Annotated in this window: 17 protein-coding genes; 6 read left to right on the top strand and 11 right to left on the bottom strand. The window is 55.0% G+C overall.

Annotation, left to right across the window (positions count from 1 at the left end):
• Window positions 1–39: 39 nt before the first annotated feature.
• From AC6I8W_RS19425 to AC6I8W_RS19410, 4 genes are all read right to left on the bottom strand, one after another.
• The gene (locus tag AC6I8W_RS19425; protein WP_480366449.1) at window positions 40–522 is read right to left on the bottom strand and encodes an Hcp family type VI secretion system effector; all 483 of its coding nucleotides are present in this window, start codon (window positions 520–522) and stop codon (window positions 40–42) included.
• Window positions 523–883: 361 nt separating this feature from the next.
• The gene (locus AC6I8W_RS19420; protein ID WP_497836297.1) at window positions 884–1,795 is read right to left on the bottom strand and encodes a DMT family transporter; all 912 of its coding nucleotides are present in this window, start codon (window positions 1,793–1,795) and stop codon (window positions 884–886) included.
• Window positions 1,796–1,885: 90 nt separating this feature from the next.
• A complete protein-coding gene (locus AC6I8W_RS19415) occupies window positions 1,886–3,283 on the bottom strand; it encodes an APC family permease (protein ID WP_497838235.1) in 1,398 nt (465 codons plus the stop codon).
• A gap of 149 nt (window positions 3,284–3,432) precedes the next feature.
• The gene (locus AC6I8W_RS19410) at window positions 3,433–4,266 is read right to left on the bottom strand and encodes a helix-turn-helix domain-containing protein (RefSeq protein ID WP_497836296.1); all 834 of its coding nucleotides are present in this window, start codon (window positions 4,264–4,266) and stop codon (window positions 3,433–3,435) included.
• A gap of 179 nt (window positions 4,267–4,445) precedes the next feature.
• On the opposite strand from AC6I8W_RS19410, the gene AC6I8W_RS19405 reads away from it, so the two are divergent.
• From AC6I8W_RS19405 to AC6I8W_RS19385, 5 genes are all read left to right on the top strand, one after another.
• Window positions 4,446–5,585: an ornithine cyclodeaminase family protein gene (locus tag AC6I8W_RS19405; RefSeq protein ID WP_497836295.1), complete on the top strand. Its 1,140-nt coding sequence runs from the start codon at window positions 4,446–4,448 to the stop codon at window positions 5,583–5,585.
• Between the two features lie 14 nt (window positions 5,586–5,599).
• A complete protein-coding gene (locus AC6I8W_RS19400) occupies window positions 5,600–6,022 on the top strand; it encodes a RidA family protein (protein ID WP_497836294.1) in 423 nt (140 codons plus the stop codon).
• 20 nt (window positions 6,023–6,042) lie between these two features.
• Window positions 6,043–7,335 (top strand): NAD(P)/FAD-dependent oxidoreductase, encoded by a 1,293-nt coding sequence (locus tag AC6I8W_RS19395; protein WP_497836293.1) that lies wholly within the window; start codon window positions 6,043–6,045, stop codon window positions 7,333–7,335.
• A gap of 133 nt (window positions 7,336–7,468) precedes the next feature.
• Window positions 7,469–7,819, top strand: coding sequence for a hypothetical protein (locus tag AC6I8W_RS19390; RefSeq protein WP_497836292.1), 351 nt, complete (start codon window positions 7,469–7,471; stop codon window positions 7,817–7,819).
• 123 nt (window positions 7,820–7,942) lie between these two features.
• Window positions 7,943–8,215 (top strand): YdgH/BhsA/McbA family protein, encoded by a 273-nt coding sequence (locus AC6I8W_RS19385; protein ID WP_013510869.1) that lies wholly within the window; start codon window positions 7,943–7,945, stop codon window positions 8,213–8,215.
• Between the two features lie 79 nt (window positions 8,216–8,294).
• Here AC6I8W_RS19385 and AC6I8W_RS19380 read toward each other — a convergent pair whose 3' ends face one another.
• Window positions 8,295–8,789 (bottom strand): helix-turn-helix domain-containing protein, encoded by a 495-nt coding sequence (locus tag AC6I8W_RS19380; protein ID WP_497836291.1) that lies wholly within the window; start codon window positions 8,787–8,789, stop codon window positions 8,295–8,297.
• A 306-nt stretch (window positions 8,790–9,095) separates the two neighbouring features.
• On the opposite strand from AC6I8W_RS19380, the gene AC6I8W_RS19375 reads away from it, so the two are divergent.
• Complete coding sequence (locus tag AC6I8W_RS19375; RefSeq protein ID WP_497836290.1) at window positions 9,096–10,103, top strand: alpha/beta fold hydrolase; 1,008 nt, start codon at window positions 9,096–9,098, stop codon at window positions 10,101–10,103.
• Window positions 10,104–10,120: 17 nt separating this feature from the next.
• On the opposite strand, the gene AC6I8W_RS19370 is transcribed toward AC6I8W_RS19375, so the two are convergent.
• The 6 genes from AC6I8W_RS19370 to AC6I8W_RS19345 all read right to left on the bottom strand — a co-directional run bounded on the left by AC6I8W_RS19370 (window position 10,121) and on the right by AC6I8W_RS19345 (window position 18,548).
• The gene (locus tag AC6I8W_RS19370; RefSeq protein WP_497836289.1) at window positions 10,121–11,089 is read right to left on the bottom strand and encodes a GGDEF domain-containing protein; all 969 of its coding nucleotides are present in this window, start codon (window positions 11,087–11,089) and stop codon (window positions 10,121–10,123) included.
• A gap of 114 nt (window positions 11,090–11,203) precedes the next feature.
• Window positions 11,204–12,181 (bottom strand): porphobilinogen synthase, encoded by a 978-nt coding sequence (gene hemB / locus AC6I8W_RS19365; protein ID WP_497836288.1) that lies wholly within the window; start codon window positions 12,179–12,181, stop codon window positions 11,204–11,206.
• A gap of 123 nt (window positions 12,182–12,304) precedes the next feature.
• Window positions 12,305–13,810, bottom strand: coding sequence for a glycine betaine/L-proline transporter ProP (proP, locus tag AC6I8W_RS19360; RefSeq protein ID WP_497836287.1), 1,506 nt, complete (start codon window positions 13,808–13,810; stop codon window positions 12,305–12,307).
• A 257-nt stretch (window positions 13,811–14,067) separates the two neighbouring features.
• The gene (locus AC6I8W_RS19355; protein WP_497836286.1) at window positions 14,068–15,027 is read right to left on the bottom strand and encodes a D-2-hydroxyacid dehydrogenase family protein; all 960 of its coding nucleotides are present in this window, start codon (window positions 15,025–15,027) and stop codon (window positions 14,068–14,070) included.
• The gene (locus AC6I8W_RS19350) at window positions 15,002–16,606 is read right to left on the bottom strand and encodes an EAL domain-containing protein (protein WP_497836285.1); all 1,605 of its coding nucleotides are present in this window, start codon (window positions 16,604–16,606) and stop codon (window positions 15,002–15,004) included. The genes AC6I8W_RS19355 and AC6I8W_RS19350 overlap by 26 nt, the downstream gene beginning before the upstream one ends.
• 289 nt (window positions 16,607–16,895) lie before the next feature.
• Window positions 16,896–18,548, bottom strand: coding sequence for an ABC transporter permease (locus tag AC6I8W_RS19345; RefSeq protein ID WP_497836284.1), 1,653 nt, complete (start codon window positions 18,546–18,548; stop codon window positions 16,896–16,898).
• Window positions 18,549–18,551 lie beyond the last annotated feature (3 nt).

Below are 18,551 nucleotides of genomic sequence, written 5' to 3'. Positions count from 1 at the left end.
TACCATCGTCTTGTGGTGATATCAGGGAGCTACGTTTGTTTAACTTTCTTTATTTTGCTTAATGTCCCAGCTCACTTTGCTTTCGGCACCTTTAGTACCGCTCTCGCCCTGCTCCCAATAGCTCATGGAGACTTTGGCCGCCTGGAAAGCATAATCTACGACGATGGTGTCGCTCTGGCCCACACCGTTGAAATCGGTTTGCGTGACCAGCACATCTTCAAGGGTGATCTTTGAATATTCCACCTGGTTGCCACCGGCTTTACAAATTGACAGTTCGACTTTGTCGACATGCTTGCCGCTGGAGCAGAACTTCAAAATCGCCGGAGTGGATTTATCAATCAGCGCCTTAATATTGAGGTCGCGGTAAGCCACTTTACCGGCACCGCCGCCCCCACCAACTGACATATTTCCCGGTTGTGAAGCCCCCCAGGTAAAGGAGAGTACATCGGTCCATCCTTTGTGATTGCTGTCCTGGGACTCACCCGTTGTTCCGTCAACCTTCAAATAAATATCAATGGCCATTACCTGATTTCCTGATTGCTATTTCCATGAAAGATAAATGAGATAAACATCTCACTCGGTTATGTGAAAATGACATCGAGCCAGTTAATCTTGAAATAATTCTGTCACCGCAATGTCACTTTTCATCTGATTTATCTGATGAATACCAGGTGGTATTGCGGCTCGCTGAAGCCGATATGTCGCGTATTTTTGTTGAGGCTGGATCTGAATATCATCGCGTTAACATGCGATAGCACCGTAATACATTAGTAAAATTTAACACGGCTTCATGTCAATAAATTAACAGTGTTAACGATTTTATTAGGATGATTCTGAAACTGAATGATCGCATTCAGCATTGAGGGAAGGGTGCGCTAAATCCTTACTCAGCCGTGGCTTTCACCGCAGCCAGTAAGCGGCGTTGGCGATGTTCACCCCAAAGTGAATAAAGACCGCCAAGTGCAACGAGGGCACCACCGAACAAAGTGGTTTGCTCGGGCAGTGTACCTAAGAACAGAAAACCAATAATCACTGACCACAGCAGGGTAGTGTAATCAAAAGGGGCAAGCAGAGAGGCATCGGCAAAGCGCAGGCTGAGGGTCAATAGTATCTGCGTGATGCCGCCAAATAACCCACAGCCGATCAGCAGTAGCCATGCGCTACCTTGCGGAACTTTCCAGCCTGCAATCAGGGTTACCAGTGAGGTTAAGGCCGTCATCACCGCAAACCAGAAGGCGATAGCGCCGGGTTTTTCCGTTTGATTGAGCGCCCGGATTTGAATCGAAGCACCTGCGGTACAGAGCGCGGCAAGTAAGGCCAGCATAATCCCGGCAGAGGCACCAAAACTAAAATGTACACCGCTGAACGTCAACTTACCTGCCAGCATGACCAAAATGCCGGAAAACCCTGCTACCACGGCGGCCCAACGATGAAAGCGCACCTTTTCGCGCAACACCGCAGCCGCCAGTAACACGGTAAACAGTGGGGCGGCATAATTCAGGGCGGTGGCATCCGTCAGCGAAATATACAGCAGCGAGAGATAACTCAGATACATGGCGGTGGAACCCGCCAGACCACGGACAAAATGGCCGCGCACATTATGGGTCTGAATGCCCTGCAGCACGCCACCTTGCAACTTAAGCCAGCATAGCAAGGGGATAAGGGCGATCACCGAGCGAAAGAAAATCACTTCACCTACCGGGATAGTGCCATCAAGACCTTTAACGCAGGCCAGCATCAGAGTTGAACTGAGTGCTGCCATAATCTTCATTGAAATCCCGGTGCCCGCGCTCATAAGGTGAGAAAACCGCCTGAAAAGTGATTTCCCCACCTTACCCTATGCGGTTAAGCATCCGGCACTGAAATTCGCCGCCAGAAAGGCAGATTATTTTTTTATCACCGCCATTTTCATCCCACGCTTCAATGACATGCCGTAACCCGCCAGCGCACAAGCGGCGATAAACCACGGAATCATCTTCACCACGCTGGAATCGCTGCCGCTCAGGGATTGCAGGTTGTTCACTACCAGAATGATGGTCAGTGTCATACAAATAATCGACAGCAGAGGTGCCCAGAACACCTGAAAACGGCTGTCATCGGTCGCGACGCGGCGGAAAAACAGCACCACCGCAGCGGAGACGCCTAATTGCAGAATCAGGATACACAGGGTTGCAACCGCCGAACCGATGGCAAAGATATGCACCATCGGATCCAGCCCGGCGCTGCCCATCCCCGCCAGCAACAACAGCAGAATCACGCTGTGCAGATGGCTGGCGTTATGCGGCGTGCCGTTGGTGGGATGGGTTTTGCACAGCTCTTTCCAGATCAGGCCATCACGGCTGATGCTAAACAGGTAGCGCGAGATATTGTTGTGAAACGCCAGCGTTGCGGCGAACAGACTGGTGATCAACAGCACCGACATGGTATCTACCGCCCACTGGCCGACATACTGACGGGTGATGTTGAAGACAAAATTGCCGGGATCTTTGCTGGCGATGGCGACAATTTCATCGAAACCGTATGCCTGCACCAGCGACCAACTGGTGAAGCAGAAAAAAGCGGTGATCAGCAGCAGGGCGCAAATCGTGGCGCGTGGTACGGTTTTCTGTGGATCGCGGCACTCTTCGGCATAAATCGCTGTCGATTCAAAACCGATAAAGGCGGCGATGGTAAAGATAAAGGCGATACCGAGATTACCCTGCATAAATACTGAGGGTTCAAACGACTGGAAGGTGTAAGGACCGGTTTTTTTCACCAGCAGCATCACATCGGTCAACAGCACGATCGCGACCTCGGCCAGCATCAGCACGCCCAGTAACTTACCGCCCACCTCGACCCGCTTGATGCCCAGCACCCAGGCAATCACCGCAAACAGCATACTCAGCGCCCACCAGGGAATGTGGGTGCTCAGATGTTCTTCAAGGAACAACTGGGTAAAGAAGCCGAGCATGGCGACAATCGCGATTTGGATGGAGAAGTAGGCCATCAACGCCAACACTGAAGCCGATGCGCCCCAGTTTTCCCCCAGGCCTTTGGAGATATAGGTGTAGAAGGCTCCGGCGTTATTCACGTGGCGGCTCATGGCGATAAAGCCCACCGCGAACAGCATCAAAATGACGCACGACAGGATGTAAAACACCGGAATGCCGCCGCCGTTGCCGGAAATAATCGCCACCGGCAGACCACCGACCACGCCAGTCAGCGGCGATGCCGCCGCCACCACAAAAAAGACCAGAGAAAACAAGCCCAACGTATTTTTGCGTAAACCGGTATCGTTGTTCATCGCCAGCGCCTCTATAGAGAGAGTGAGATTTCTCAGGCGATCTGCGTCGCCTGAAGCAGGTAACTTCGCTGCATCATTTCTCAGCGACGACGGCGGCGGATAGAAAAAATCGGACAGAGCAACGGTGCAGAACTGCACCGTTTTGGTGCTCAATGATAGCGCAAGCGATGGAACAACGCGTCGTGGGCAATCCGACGTTGATAGTCGCAGGGGGTGGTGCTGACGAACTTCTTAAACTCGCGCAAGAAGTGGGACTGGTCGCTGAATCCGAGGTTAAACGCCAGATCGCTAAAGGAAATATTCCCCTGCGCATGGATGCTGGTCAGCGCCGACTGGCAGCGCAGGATGCGGCTAAAGGCTTTGGGCGATAAACCGGTATCCTGGCGGAACTGCCGCTGAATGGTGCGGCAGGTATAACCGGTCAGGGCTTCCAGTTGGTCGACGCGAATATTGCCCTTTTGCTGGCGCATCGCGTGGATGATAAAGGCGGTTACCGATGAGGCTTTGCGCACCAGCCGTGGCGTGAAGTGGGCGTTAAATAACGAAATTTGCTGTGAAAAGCTGTGGCTTTGCACAATTTGTTCAAACGCCAGTCGGGCATCAGGTACCACATCAAGAAAGCTGAATTCATGGTCGGGGATCTCCTCTGCCATCACATCAAGAAAGTCGGGGATAACGCCAGGCGCGAAACGCACGCCGAAATAATGATGGTTGTGCAGCATGTCCGCGCCACGTGCTTCCAGCGTGGTGCCGCACACACGCCCTTGTGGGTTAAGCGGGTCGCAATCAAATACGATATCGACGCAGCCATCGGGGATCGCCAGCGTCATGCCTGCCGATTGCGCGACATCAAAGCTGTAAAAGTGTGAAATCGCCGGGTTTTCTGAGGCGATCACCGAGTAATGTTGCGCGGCATTCAGCACGAACCACGGCTGTTCCGGGTGAAAGCTGCCGCCATGACGATAAAGGCGATTCTCTGACATCACGCGCTCCGCTACAGACTGAACAGGGGTATCTGGATCATGCAAGCGCTGTGCCACGCGGATGTCGCAAATATTCAATACAGCCCGCATCCAGTCACGTATTCCTAAAGGCATCCACCTGCACGCCAGACGCACTGCGCTGGCGGGAATACGAACGAAGACTGAAAAAGGGGTTAGCCATGACCGATTCAACCCGGATTGATTTTATCTACCTGTCGGAGCAGGACATGATCCGCGCAGGCGTCACTGATATGCCTGCTTGCGTCGATACCATGGAGGAGATGTTTGGCCTGCTGTATCAGGGCGACTACCGCATGGCCGGTGCCAATAATGATTCACACGGCGCGATGGTAACCTTCCCGGAGAACTCACCGTTTCCCACAATGCCGAAACCCACTGCTGACCGACGTTTAATGGCGATGCCCGCCTATCTCGGCGGCAGCTTCTGTACCGCCGGGGTGAAATGGTATGGCTCGAATATTGCCAATCGCGAAAAGGGGCTGCCGCGCTCGATTTTGATGTTCACCCTCAACGATGCGGATACCGGCGCACCGCTGGCACATATGTCGGCTAACCTGCTGTCGGCGTATCGCACCGGCGCGGTGCCGGGGGTCGGCGCACGCCATCTGGCACGCAAGGATTCCCGCGTGATTGGCCTGCTGGGACCGGGGGTGATGGGTAAAACCGCCGTCGCCGCCTTTATCGCCGTGTGCCCGCTGATCGACACCATTAAAGTGAAAGGCCGTGGGCAGCGCAGCCTCGATAACTTCCTCACCTGGGTGCAGGAAACGTATCCGCAAATCAAACACATCGAAATCGTCGACACCCTCGAAGCCGTAGTGCGCGACTCTGACATCGTGACCTATTGCAGTTCCGGCGAGGTGGGCGACCCGGACAGCTATCCGCTGGTAAAACGTGAGTGGGTGAAACCGGGCACGTTCCTTGCCATGCCCGCGCTGTGCAATATCGACACCGGCATGGAACAGGCTGACGTACGCAAAGTGCTGGATAACACCGGCCTGTATCAGGCGTGGTTCGAGGAAGTGCCGAAACCCGCCCACAAGACCATCCCGGTTATCGGCGTGCGTTTTATGGACATGATCGCCGAGGGCAAGCTGGCGGCGGAACAACTCGAGGACATCGGCAAAATCGTCGCCGGTGATGCGCCAGGCCGCCAAAACGATGACGAGATTATCATCATGTCCGTCGGCGGAATGCCGGTGGAAGATGTGGCCTGGGGCACGGTGGTGTATCGCAACGCGCTCGCCAAAGGCATCGGCGTGAAATTAAACCTGTGGGAAACCCCGGTACTGAGCTAACCAAGGAAACCAGCATGACGCAGATTATTAAAGTTAAAACCGGTTCGAAATTTGAAGAAATGGGCAGCTATTCGCGCATTGTCGCGGTGGATAACTGGATTTATGTCTCCAACACCGCTGGCCGTAACCCGGTCAGCAAGGAGATACCGGCCGATGTCACGGAGCAAACCTTACAAGTGTTCGCCAATATCGAAGCAGCGCTGGCGTCCATTGATGCTTCGCTGAAGGATGTGGTGTTCTCGCGGGTATTTATTCAGGAACCGGATGATGTACCGACGGTAATGGCGATCATCGGCGAGAAGTTTCGTGGCATCAACCCGGCCACTACCGTGACCTGCCCACCGCTCGGTTCCACGGTTTACAAGGTGGAGCTGGAGGTCACGGCGTATCGTGGGGCCGGTCAGGCCGACGTACAGGAAATCACCGTGGCGCTATAAGGCGTCACAGGAGGCGAGCTATGTCACCGCAAATTACCCCCGTTACCACTTCTACCGATTTTCCCGCCGCCACTACGGTGGTGATTATTGGCGGCGGCATTGTCGGTTTAACCGCCGCCTTAACCCTGGCGGAGCGCAACATCCCGGTGGTGGTGCTGGAAAAAGGCCGCATCGCGGGTGAGCAGTCATCACGTAATCTGGGCTGGATTCGTAAAACCAGCCGTGCCGCCGATGATATTCCGCTGGCGCAGGCTGCCGATCGCCTGTGGGCGGGAATGGCGGCACGTGTTGGCAGCGATGTGGGGTATCGTCAGGCGGGCATCATGTTTATCGCCCGTAACGCAGCCCAGATGGCGTTGCATGAAAACTGGTTTAAGGCGATAGCACCTTTAGCGCTGGATACCCGGTTGCTGAGTAAAGCTGAGATTGCTGAGCGGGTACCGGGAGGACAGGGCAACTGGGCCGGGGGGATTTTCACCGCCTCCGATGGTCGGGCGGAACCGACGCTGGCTGCCAGCGCGATTGCTAAAGCGGCCATCGCGCGCGGGGCGATCATTGTTGAGCAGTGCGCGGTGCGCACGCTGGAGACCAGCGACGGCAAAGTCAGCGGGGTGATTACCGAACGTGGCGAAATTCGCTGCGATCAGGTGCTGCTGGCGGCGGGAGCCTGGTCGCGGCGCTTCCTTGGCAATCTCGGGATTGCGCTGCCGACGTTGCCGCTGATCTGTTCGGTGATGCGAACCAAACCGCTGGAAGGACCAACCAATATCGCCGTGGGTGCGCCGGATTTCTCGTTCCGCAAACACCAGGATGGTGGATTTGTCATTACCCAGCGTGGCGCGCTGGATGCACCGCTGACCCTCGACCATCTGCTGCTGGGTACGCGCTATTTACCCCAGTTACGTCATGCACGGGACAATCTGCGCATCTCGCTTGGCCGTTATTTTGTCAAAGATCTGGCATTGGCTCGCCGCTGGCGTGGCGATCGTCGTTCACCGTTCGAACGTATTCGTACCCTCGATCCGGCGGCTAATCCGGCGCTCAATCAGGAGGCGATACGCAACCTGCGCGCTGCCTGGCCGGTATTTGAGAAAGCCGAGCTGGCGCAGGCCTGGGCCGGGGTGATTGATGTGACACCCGATTCGAACCCGGTTATTGGCCCGGTGGCGGCCATGCCGGGCCTGACGCTGGCGACGGGGTTTTCCGGCCACGGTTTCGGCACTTCACCGGCTGCCGGGCAGCTGGCGGCGGATCTGGTTTCCGGTTATACGCCGCTGATTGACCCCACGCCGTATCGGTTTGACCGGTTTTGAGAAAAACTGCGCGATTTATCGCGCTGGTGGCACTTTATATGGGTTATCACGGGCTAAGTGGCATCCTGCACTAAACCGCAACGCTGCGAATCTGTTACTATCGCGGCGTTTTTTCCATTTGGTTACTCTCTCCATGTTAAAACTAAAATTTATCCTGCCGTTGCTGATCATCATCAGTGCCCTGGTCTGGTGGTTTACGCCGCATTACAGCGATGAGGACAAAGCGTATTACATCGCCATGTTTTGTACGCTGACCCATGATGGACGCAGTAATTCGGTGCAGGATATGCAGCAGATTATTGAAGGCAGCAATTCAGACTATGCGTTGCAGAAGATTCACTTCCAGCGCGACCTCGGTGAGCATCTGCAAATGGTGTGGCAAGGCTTATCGCCTGAACTGCAACAGCAGGCCCATCAGGACCGTACCGAATGCCGCCGTCTGATGTCGGAAAAATTATTACCGGGTCAGGAATTACAGGGGTAAACGGTTTGGCGCGAAAAATCGCGCCGCTACAAATAATAAGTGCTCAAAAAGATCAATGTCTGGTGGCGATTAATTAGACAATAGCCATAGAAAATTACCACGACAATTGAAGAGGACGAGCTGATGAAAAAATATATTCTGTCTGCGTTGCTGTTCGGTGCGAGTGTGCCGGTCATGGCTGCCAATAATATTTCTGCACAGGAAGCTGAACACTTTAAACTTGAGTCGCTGGGAAATATTAGCGTGTCCGATACTGGCGGTGCCATTAGCTCGCCGATGGATCTGCATCAGCGCCTGTCAGAAATGGCCGATGAGAAAGGCGGAAAATATTATGTGGTGGAAGCTGCACGCCAGCACGGAAATAATTTCGACGCGGTAGCCCAGGTGTACAAATAATATGAAAAGCCTCGTAAGAGGCTTTTTTTTATGACTTTTTTTCAGATATAAAAAAAGCGCGATTATCGCGCTTTTTTAATCATTGCATCACACAGTCAATACGTTGAACCGGAAACTGACCCGACCGCATCGGTGGTGGCAGAATCTCTGGTATCTCTTTGCTATTGGCGACGGATTCCAGGCGACATAATACGCAAGGATCATCACATTCTGCCAGTTGCTGTTGCCGCTCGCCGCTTAATTGTTTTTTACGGCATGAAAGTGGTGTACAACCCATCATCTGTTTAAAAGAGCGGGTAAAAGATTGCTGGCTTTCAAAATGGTATTTCACGGCCAGACTGATAATGGTTGCTTCACTATTTTTCAGTTCGACAACACAGGCGGCCAGTTTCTTTTTGCGGATATAACGCGCCAGAGTTTCATTGTGGCAACGGGCAAAAAGTTTCTGCAAATACCATTTTGAATAACCAGATTTTTGCGCAATATCATCAATACTCAAACGCTGATCTAAGTTATCAACAATCCAATCCGTAATGGCGAGAATGACACCCTCATTATACTTTCTCTCTTGCATATAGCACCTCCAGGTCAGTGCGCACAGTGTAATTTGATTAATCTTTCTGTGTGCCTTGTTACGTAAAGTTTTATCAGGAAGTTGAGGTTTATTTTTTTGCTATCAGACTATTCTCGCAACTCGTGAGATTTGACCGTTATATGTTATTTATTTGTTGAGGAAATATTCGCCGTTAACCCGATTTGATTAACGTAAAATCCTATAACCTTTATACATCTGGGAAATTTACTGATGGCACGCCCCATCAATACAGCGATACGCGTAACATGCCACACTCGATCTTTTGATCTGTCAGGAGATGTCCCGATGGCGTTACGTTTTCCCGTGAAGTTATTGATCTCTTCGCTGCTGCTGATGGGCAGCGCATCGGCACTGGCTGCCGACGTCTATGGCGAGCAGCTGGAAGGATTCCAGTACCCTTATCCGTTGCAGCACTTCAACTTCTCCTCACAGCAGCAGACGCTCAGCATGGGGTATATGGATGTGCAGCCCGCGCAACATGCCAATGGGCAGACCGTGGTGCTGATGCACGGTAAAAACTTCTGCGGTGCCACCTGGGAAGACACCATCAAGGCACTGAGCCAGCACGGTTATCGCGTGGTGGCCCCGGATCAAATCGGCTTCTGTAGTTCCAGCAAACCGGCGAATTATCAATATACCTTCCAGCAACTGGCGCAGAACACGCATCAGTTATTGCAGCAGCTGGGTGTGGATAAGGCGGTGATTGTCGGTCACTCGACCGGTGGCATGCTGGCAACGCGCTATGCCTTGATGTATCCGCAGCAAACGCAAAAACTGGTGCTGGTGAACCCGATTGGTCTGGAAGACTGGAAAGCGAAAGGTGCCCCCTGGCGTTCGGTAGATCAGTGGTATCAGCGCGAACTGAAGTTGAATGCAGCGGGTATCAAAAAATATGAGCAGCAGACCTATTACGTCGGCCAGTGGAAGCCGGAATATGACAAATGGGTGGATATGCTGGCGGGGCTAAACAGCGGGCCGGGGCATCAGAAGGTCGCCTGGAACTCGGCGCTGATCTACGACATGATTTTTACTCAGCCAGTGTATTACGAATTCAAAGATCTCAAAGTGCCGACCACGTTGATGATCGGCACCTCTGATACCACCGCCATCGGCAGTGATATCGCCTCGCCCGCTGTGAAAGCGCAACTGGGGCATTACAATGTGCTGGGGAAACAGGTGGCGAAACTGATTCCGGGTGCGCGCCTGATTGAATTCCCCGGCATGGGCCATGCGCCACAGATGGAAGAACCGCAGAAGTTTAACCAGACGCTGATTGACGATTTGGCGCGCTAAGGCCAACAGGGCGCGATTTATCGCGCCTGCTTACGCAGCTTTTTCGCGGCGTACATACGTTCGTCGCTGCTTTCCAGCAGTTGCTCCAGCGTCAGAGGATGGTGCGGATCAAACTCAACGATACCGGACGAAAAATGCAGCTGATAACGCCGATTCAGGTCACGCGTCTGTTTCTGCAACAGTTGATCAAAGCGCGCCAGTACCCCTTCGGCATCCGCCTGTTGCAGGCCGTTAAACAGCACCACAAACTCATCACCGCCTAAGCGGGCAAACAGGTCCGCATGACGGAAACTCACCTTCATCGCATCGGCAAAATCCATCAACGCACGATCGCCTTCACGGTGGCCGAGGGTATCGTTGATCTCTTTAAAGCGGTCGAGGTCGAGAAACGTCAGGCTGGCGGGCAACTGTTTCACCTGGCATTCGTTCAGCGCCAGTTGTCCCAGCGTCATAAAGCCACGGCGGTTGGTGATTTGCGTCAGCTCGTCGGAGGTTGCGGTCTGGAAAGCCACCAGTTCGGCTTCCGCCATCGCCGCCAGATCGCGCAGCGTGTGGCAATCATCGGCGTCAAACGAACGTGCATGGTGGTCGACAATACACAGCGTGCCGACTTTGGCACCGGCAGGGGTACGTAACGGGCAGCCCGCATAGAAGCGTACCGGGTACTCGCCAGTGACCAGGGGATTATCGTAAAAGCGATCGTCATCCAGCGCGTTCTCCACCACCATCACATCATCCTGCAGGATGGCGTGACCGCAAAAGGAGGTGTTGCGCGGCGCGGTTTGGCCGGACTGGCCCGCAATAGATTTGAACCATTGGTGGTCCTCCTCCAGCAGGCTTACCAGCGCAATCGGCACGCCAAACAGACGACGGGCGAGGCGGGTCAGACGGTCAAAACGCTCTTCTGCCGGGGTATGCAGAATGTTGAGCGCACGTAACTGAGCCAGACGATATGACTCGTCTGCGGGCAGTGCAGGTGCTTTCATCGCGTTACTCTTCTTATTAGATGCAGGTACTACGGAACTGGTGTTGTGCCACAAATAAAGATGGCCGTAATGGCTTATCAGCCGCCAAAAAACGGCTGATAAGCGTAACGGTGATCAGAGCATTTTTTGCTCGGCGAGATCAAGGGCAAAATAGCTGAAAATCAAATCAGCACCGGCGCGCTTAATGGCACCGAGGCTTTCCAGTACCACATTGCGTTCATCGATGGCACCGGCTTGCGCGGCGAATTTGATCATTGCGTACTCACCGCTTACCTGGTAGGCAGCCAGCGGCAGCGTGGTGCGCTCGCGGATATCACGCAGGATGTCGAGGTAGGCTCCGGCCGGTTTCACCATCAGCGAATCGGCACCTTCCGCTTCATCAATCAGCGACTCGCGAATCGCTTCGCGGCGATTCATTGGATTCATCTGATAGGTTTTGCGGTCGCCTTTCAGCGCCGTACCCGCAGCTTCACGGAACGGACCATAGAACGAGGAGGCAAACTTGGTGGAGTACGACATGATCGCGGTATCGGTAAATCCGGCGGCATCGAGCGCCTGGCGAATGGCTTTAACCTGACCGTCCATCGCCGCCGACGGTGCAATAAAATCGGCCCCGGCTTGTGCGGCGACTACCGCCTGTTTACCCAGATTAATCAGGGTGGCATCGTTGTCGACACCGTGGTCGCACAGCACGCCGCAGTGACCGTGGCTGGTGTATTCGCAGAAACAGGTGTCGGACATGACGATCATCTCCGGCACGGTCTCTTTGCAGATGCGCGACATCCGCGCCACCAGACCGTTTTCGTTCCACGCATCGCTGCCGGTGGCATCGGTGTGGTGCGAAATACCAAAGGTCATCACCGAACGGATACCCGCTTTGGCGATACGTTCGATTTCATACGCCAGGCGTTTTTCTGGAATACGCATCACGCCCGGCATGGCGTTAATCGGTTTGTAATCGTCCACCCCTTCTTCAACGAAGATCGGCAAGGCCAAATCGCTGAGGCTCAGGCTGGTTTCCTGGAACATTTCACGCATCGCGGCGCTTTTACGCAGCCTTCTTGGACGCTGGATAAGGGAAAAATCAGACATGCTCATTCTTACTTACAGGTGAAAAAAGTAGCGACAGTCTACTCCTTTTCACGCTGGTCGATGAAGGTTTGTGTGCTGCGTGGCAAATGAAAACTCCCGCCGAAGCGGGAGGGAAGGCGGGAATTACTCGTTGATATCCGGGTGCTGTTGCACCAGATTTTTACGCTTCGCTTCCAGCTTCGCGATCTCGACATCGATATCTTCGATTTTCTGCTCAATGTTGTCGTGATGTTCCTGGAGGATTTCACGCGCTTCTTCAATGTCAGATGCCGCAGGCGTTGCGCCGATCAGCGGTTTATTCGCCGTCTCTTTCATATACAGGCCCGTGACCAAACCAATCACCGCAATCACCATCAAATAGTAAGCCGGCATGTAGAGGTTATTGGTGGACTCGACCAGCCAGGCGGCGGCGGTCGGCGTCAGACCGGCAACCAGCACCGAAATATTGAAAGCACTGGCCAGTGCGCTGTAGCGGATATGGGTTGGGAACATCGCAGGCAGCGAGGAGGCCATCACGCCGGTAAAGGCATTCAGGATTACCGCCAGCAACAGCAGACCGGCAAAAATCAGCCCAATCACGCCGCTGTTAATCAGCATAAATGCCGGGATAGAACAGATGAACAACGCGATGCTACCGATAATGACAAACGGACGACGGCCAAAACGGTCACTCAGCATCCCCATCACCGGCTGCACAAACAACATCCCAATCATAATGGCGATAATAATCAACACACCGTGATCTTCCGAGTAGTGCAGGTTATGCGACAGGTAGCTCGGCATATAGGTCAGCAGCATGTAATAGGTGACGTTAGTAGCAATCACCAGCCCCACGCAGGCCAGCAGGCTTTTCCAGTGCTTGCTGGCGATCTCTTTAAACGAGACTTTCGGGCCGTCACGTAAGCCTTCCCGGTCGCCCTGTTCCAGTTTGTCCACATGCTGCTGGAACGCCGGAGTCTCTTCCAGCGCATGGCGCAGATAAAGCCCGATAATGCCTAATGGCAGCGCGAGGAAGAACGGCAGACGCCAGCCCCACTCAAGGAAGCGATCTTCGCCGATAATGGTGGAGATCAGTACCACCAGACCGGCACCCAGCACGAAACCGGCAATGGAGCCGAAATCCAGCCAGCTGCCCATAAAACCGCGCTTACGGTCCGGCGAGTATTCGGCGACGAAGATCGACGCCCCGGTATATTCACCACCCACCGAGAAACCCTGCGCCATTTTGGCAAGCAGCAGCAGTACCGGCGCCCAGATGCCGATTGAGGCATAAGAAGGGATCAGGCCGATACAAAAGGTGCTGATCGACATGATGACAATGGTGATGGAGAGGATCTTCTGACGGCCGTATTTGTCACCCAGCATACCGAAGAACAAACCACCAAGCGGACGGATCAAAAAGGGCACCGAGAAGGTCGCCAGTGCGGCGATCATCTGAATACCCGGTGTCGCATCAGGGAAAAACACTTTACCCAGCGCATACGCCACGAAGCCGTACACACCAAAATCGAACCATTCCATCGCGTTACCCAGAGATGCCGCGGTGATGGCCTTACGTAAACGGGCATCGTCGATGATGGTGACATCATCCAGCCCGATCGGTTTTACACGTTTCCTACGAATTTTCATGAGGTTACCCTATCCTGGAATCAGAAAGTCCTCAACGGCGCGGACCGGATTGCAGCTGTCAGTCCGCGGCGTTGAGAAAATTAAAGCATAGCCTTAAAAAGTGCTTTTCTCTGGCTTGCCATAGCAATAATTACGCTGGAAATTATTGCATCCCGCGACAGAGTATACCGTTTTTGTGTGATATTTGTCATGTTTCAGCCAAAAACCAGCAAGTTCGTGGCTGAAACTATGGCTATGAATGGACGTAAAACGCAGGTTTACAGCAGCGAGCGCAGCGGAGCGCCTTTCACCCAACCGGCGATATTTTCCACGGCTTCGGTGAAGTACGTGCGGTAATTATTGTCGGCTACGTAACCCAAATGGGGCGTAGCGAGGACGTTGGGTAACTGGCGTAACGGGTGATCGGCAGGCAGCGGTTCCTGATCAAACACATCCAGACCCGCACCGGCCAGTTGCCCACTTTTTAAGGCGGTCATCATCGCCGCCTGATCAACCAGGCCAGCACGTGAGGTATTGATTAGCAACGCGCCCGGTTTCATCTGTGCCAGCGCGTCGGCATCCAGCAGATGGCGGGTACGATCGCTCAGTACCTGGTGAATCGACACCACATCACTCGCCTGTAACAAAGTGCGCAGCGAGGCCATTTTTTCCGCCCCACAAGCAGCCGCGCGTTCAGCGGTCAGATTCTGGCTCCAGGCACACACTCGCATGCCAAATGCCTGTGCCACTTTCGCCATCTCACCGCCAATTTTGCCCAGCCCAATCAGCCCGAGGGTTTTGCCCTGCAACCCAATGCCCAACGTATGCTGCCACGGACCATTGCTGCGCAACGCCTGATTTTCGCTGACGATATGGCGCGCCAGGCCCAGCAGTAATCCCCAGGTCAGTTCCAGCGGCGGTGCGCTGCTGCTGCCAGTACCGCATACCGCGATATAACGTTCGCGGCAGGCATCAAGATCGATGGAGGCATTACGCATGCCAGACGTGACCACCAGCTTCAGTTTGGGCAGGCGGCCAATCAGCTCAGCGCTGAGCGGGGTACGTTCGCGCATCACCACCAGGATGTCGGCGTGTTCAATCTGGCTGACCAGCGTATCGGGATCGCCGATGTGGGTGGTGAGGGCGGTAGTGTGGACCAGAGGGGCGAGTGTCGTCCAGTCGGCAAGCGTCAGGGCGATATTCTGGTAATCATCAAGAATGATGCAGTTCAGAGTCATGGGATTCCTCAGCATGTAGCGGCTGCTGCCCCTGCTCGATGAGCCACGCGCGCAGCCGGTCATTATCCATTGGCCAGGCGTAATAATAGCCCTGAATAAATACCACACCACGCTGTTGCAGGTACTGGAATTGTAACGAGGTTTCAACGCCTTCGCCGAGCACCTCAAGCTGTAACTTACGCGCCAGATTGATAATCGCGTCCAGCACCGGCGTTTCGCCATCCAGCCGCTCAATGGCGTTGATAAAGCCGCGATCGATTTTCAGATAATCCAGCGGAAAGGTGAGGAGATAGCTGAGCGAGCAATGACCGGTGCCGAAATCGTCGATCGCTACTTTCATGCCTTGCGCCTGCAATAATCCCAGCTTGCGTGCCACATCCTCACCGTCGTGAATCAAACTGCGCTCGGTCAGTTCCAGCGTAATTTGCAGGTTTTTGTCCTGCACCCGTCTGGCGAACAGCTGGATATCATCGACGAATTCCGCGTGTTGCAGATGTTCTGCCGCCAGATTCAGCCCAACATGGAAGCCCGGTTCCACCTGCCAGCTTTGAATATCTTCCGCCATCAGCTCCAGTAAATGCCGCGTCAGCGGCACAATCATCCCTTCTTCTTCCGCCGCGCTGATAAAGATGTCGGGCCGGATGGTATCGCCGTTCGGCAAGTGCCAGCGCAGCAACGCTTCGACACCGTTGCAGCGTTGCTCAGCCACGCTATACACCGGCTGATAATGGACCGAAAACTGGCGGCTGCGCATTGCACGACGAATTTCATCACGCCACGAGATGCGGCGGCGCAGCCAGTTGGCGGTGAGGATCATCAGTAAAATGGCAAAAATCGCCGCCATCGGCAGGAAAATAAACAGCGCCTGTCGCCACGCCTTTAACAGTTCGCTGGGCGGGACCACCACTTCGACGCTAATGGGATAACGGTTGGATTGCGCCAGGAACGGCTCGCTTTTTAACCAGATTTCCGGCTGTGCTTCAGCAGGCCCGCTGGTGATGGGGGCACCGTTATTAAAACGCATCGTCATGCGATAGCTGCGTGATTCACCCAGCGCGCGCATAAAATCCATCAGATACTGGCCATCGATCACCGCCCAAAAACCTTCACCATCCGGGAGTTGGCGGACAAAAATCACCGCCGGGCGATCCGGTACGCCAGAAGTGCCGCGAATCGAGAGACTCCACCAGGCTTTGCCGGTCACTGGCGGTTGACGCAGCATCATTTCGCTCAGGGTTCCCGGATTCATACCGTACGCCGAGGAACAGGCCACGTTATCGCCTTCCAACTTGCCGATGGAGCGAAAATAGGCGTTCAGGTTGCCTTCACGTTGCAGTTTGTCTTCAATTGCCGAGCAGGGTTGATAGTGGAACTGACGCAAATCGGTGATCATATCCCAGGCGCTGTCGCTCATTCTTTCCGCCTGAGCCAGCAGGGAGTTGGCCGTATTGATTTGCTGCTGATGCACGTTATGGCGCGCTTCGATTGCCGTGCACAGGATACCGAGCACCAACGGCAGCAGCCCGGCACAGACAATCAACAGCCAGCCAAAATCGCGATTTCGTCTCTGCGGTGGCACCAGGCGTCCCTCGGTAGGTTTAAGCAGCGGGAAGGGAGATAGGCTGCTGCTTCAGCAGCATAGCACTTTCCCAGGGGCGTGCATGTTAGCGTTTTGATTCTGAACAAAACTGACCCAGGTCAATTATCGACTCTGCTTTGCGTGTATTGACAATGATTTGCCGTTTTTGGCGTTTCCCAGGGAGAAAAGCGCGATAAATCGCGCCGCGACGGAGATATGCGGTTACTTATTGCGCGGTTCGGTCCTGCGCCATCATGGGTAGCGGCGCGATTTATCGCGCAAAAACAGGTTAAGACGATTGCCGACGCAGCAGCGCCAGCGCGGCCAGCATCAGACTGAGGCTGGCGAGCAACGTCAGGGTTGCCATCGCCATGCCCTGTCCGACCGATCCCTGCTCAAACTGCCGCCAGATAAAAATCGCCACGGTTTGCGTACCCGCCGGGGCGAGAATCAGTGAGGTCACCAGCTCGCGCGAGGCGACGGCAAACACCATCATCATTGCCGCCAGCAGGCTCGGCGCCACCAGCGGCAGCACAATCAAGCGCAGCGCCTGCAACCGTGAAGCCCCATGTACGCGGGCGGCGGGTTCCAGCGTCGGGCCAATCTGACGCAGGGCGCTGCTGACATAGCGCACCGGCCATGGCAGCAGCAGGCAACTGTAGGAAAGCAGCAAAATCGCCAGCGTGTTGTAAGGTGAAACCGGCCAGAAACCGCGATTCCACAGCAGAATTAACCCCACGCCAATCACCACCCCCGGCATCGCGGCGGGCAGCAACGCCAGGCCATCCATCAGCGCCAGCAGCCGGGTTTTGCCTTCGGCAACGCGCCAGGCGATAAGAAAGCCAAGCAGCCCGGTAAATAACGCCGCCCCCAGCGCCAGCCCGATGCTGGTGGAGAAGGCCGCCAGAGCATCGCCTTGCTGGCTAAACAACGCGCCGAAATGGCGTAATGTCAGGTTGCTGGTATGAATACCGCCGGACAAGGTATTCAGCAAGCCGCTGAGCGTCATCGCCCCCAGCGGTAACGCCACCGCCAGCAGCGCGGTGCCGACGAACAACAGCAGCATGGGTAACTGCCAGCGACCGGCGCTGGCGGCCTCCTGCGCCACCGGTTTGCCGCTCACCGCTGTGACATCGTGGCTTGCGGTGAGTTTGCGCTGGCAAAACCATGCCAGCAGTGCCACCAGGCTGAGCATCAGCGACAGCGAAGCGGCACCCGGTAAGTCGATCGGCCAGTCGGCCAGCTTCTGTTCAATGCCGACGGTCATCAGCGTCAGCCCGGCACGTGCGCCGAGCGCCGCCGGGACGCCGTACTCTTCAATCGCCAGGGTAAAAGCCAGCAGCACGCCACCCGCCAGTGCCGGTAAGGTCAGCGGCAGGGTGATTTGATAAAAAGCACGCCACGCGGAAGCGCCATGTACCCGCGCCACCCACGCCAGACGCTGCCCGCTCGCCATCAGCGAACGCGACACCGCAAAGTAAACCACCGGAAAGATATTCAGCGTCATCACCAGCGTCATGCCGCTGCTGCTGAACAGCAGGCTGTCGAAGTTCAGCCCGGTGAGTTGGGCAACATATCCATTGCGTTGCAGCGCCAGCGTCCAGGCCAGCGCCACGATATAGGGCGGTGTCAGGAACGGGATAAGAAACAACAGGTCCCACAGCGCCGCGCCGGGCAAGCGAAACAGCCCGCGCAGCGCGCCGAGTGGCAGCCCGAGCAGCAGGCTGCCGAGTGCCACACCCAGGCCAATTTTCAGCGTGCCCAGCCACATTGGCACTAACTGCGGGTCTTCCAGCAATGTCGGAAGCGCACTGAAAGCGCCACGCCACTCGCCCTCGCTCAGATGCGGAAACAGCGCCTGGAGCACGATAAACAGTAGCGGCAGCGCCACCAGCACCAGTAACGCCAGCAGGATCAGGCCATTAAGCAGGGCGCGCGACATGGT

Source organism: Pantoea sp. X-Soil-TKNS-1211 (assembly GCF_059730495.1).
Note: the sequence above shows the minus strand (reverse complement) of the source record. Positions and strands in the feature narration are given on the sequence as shown.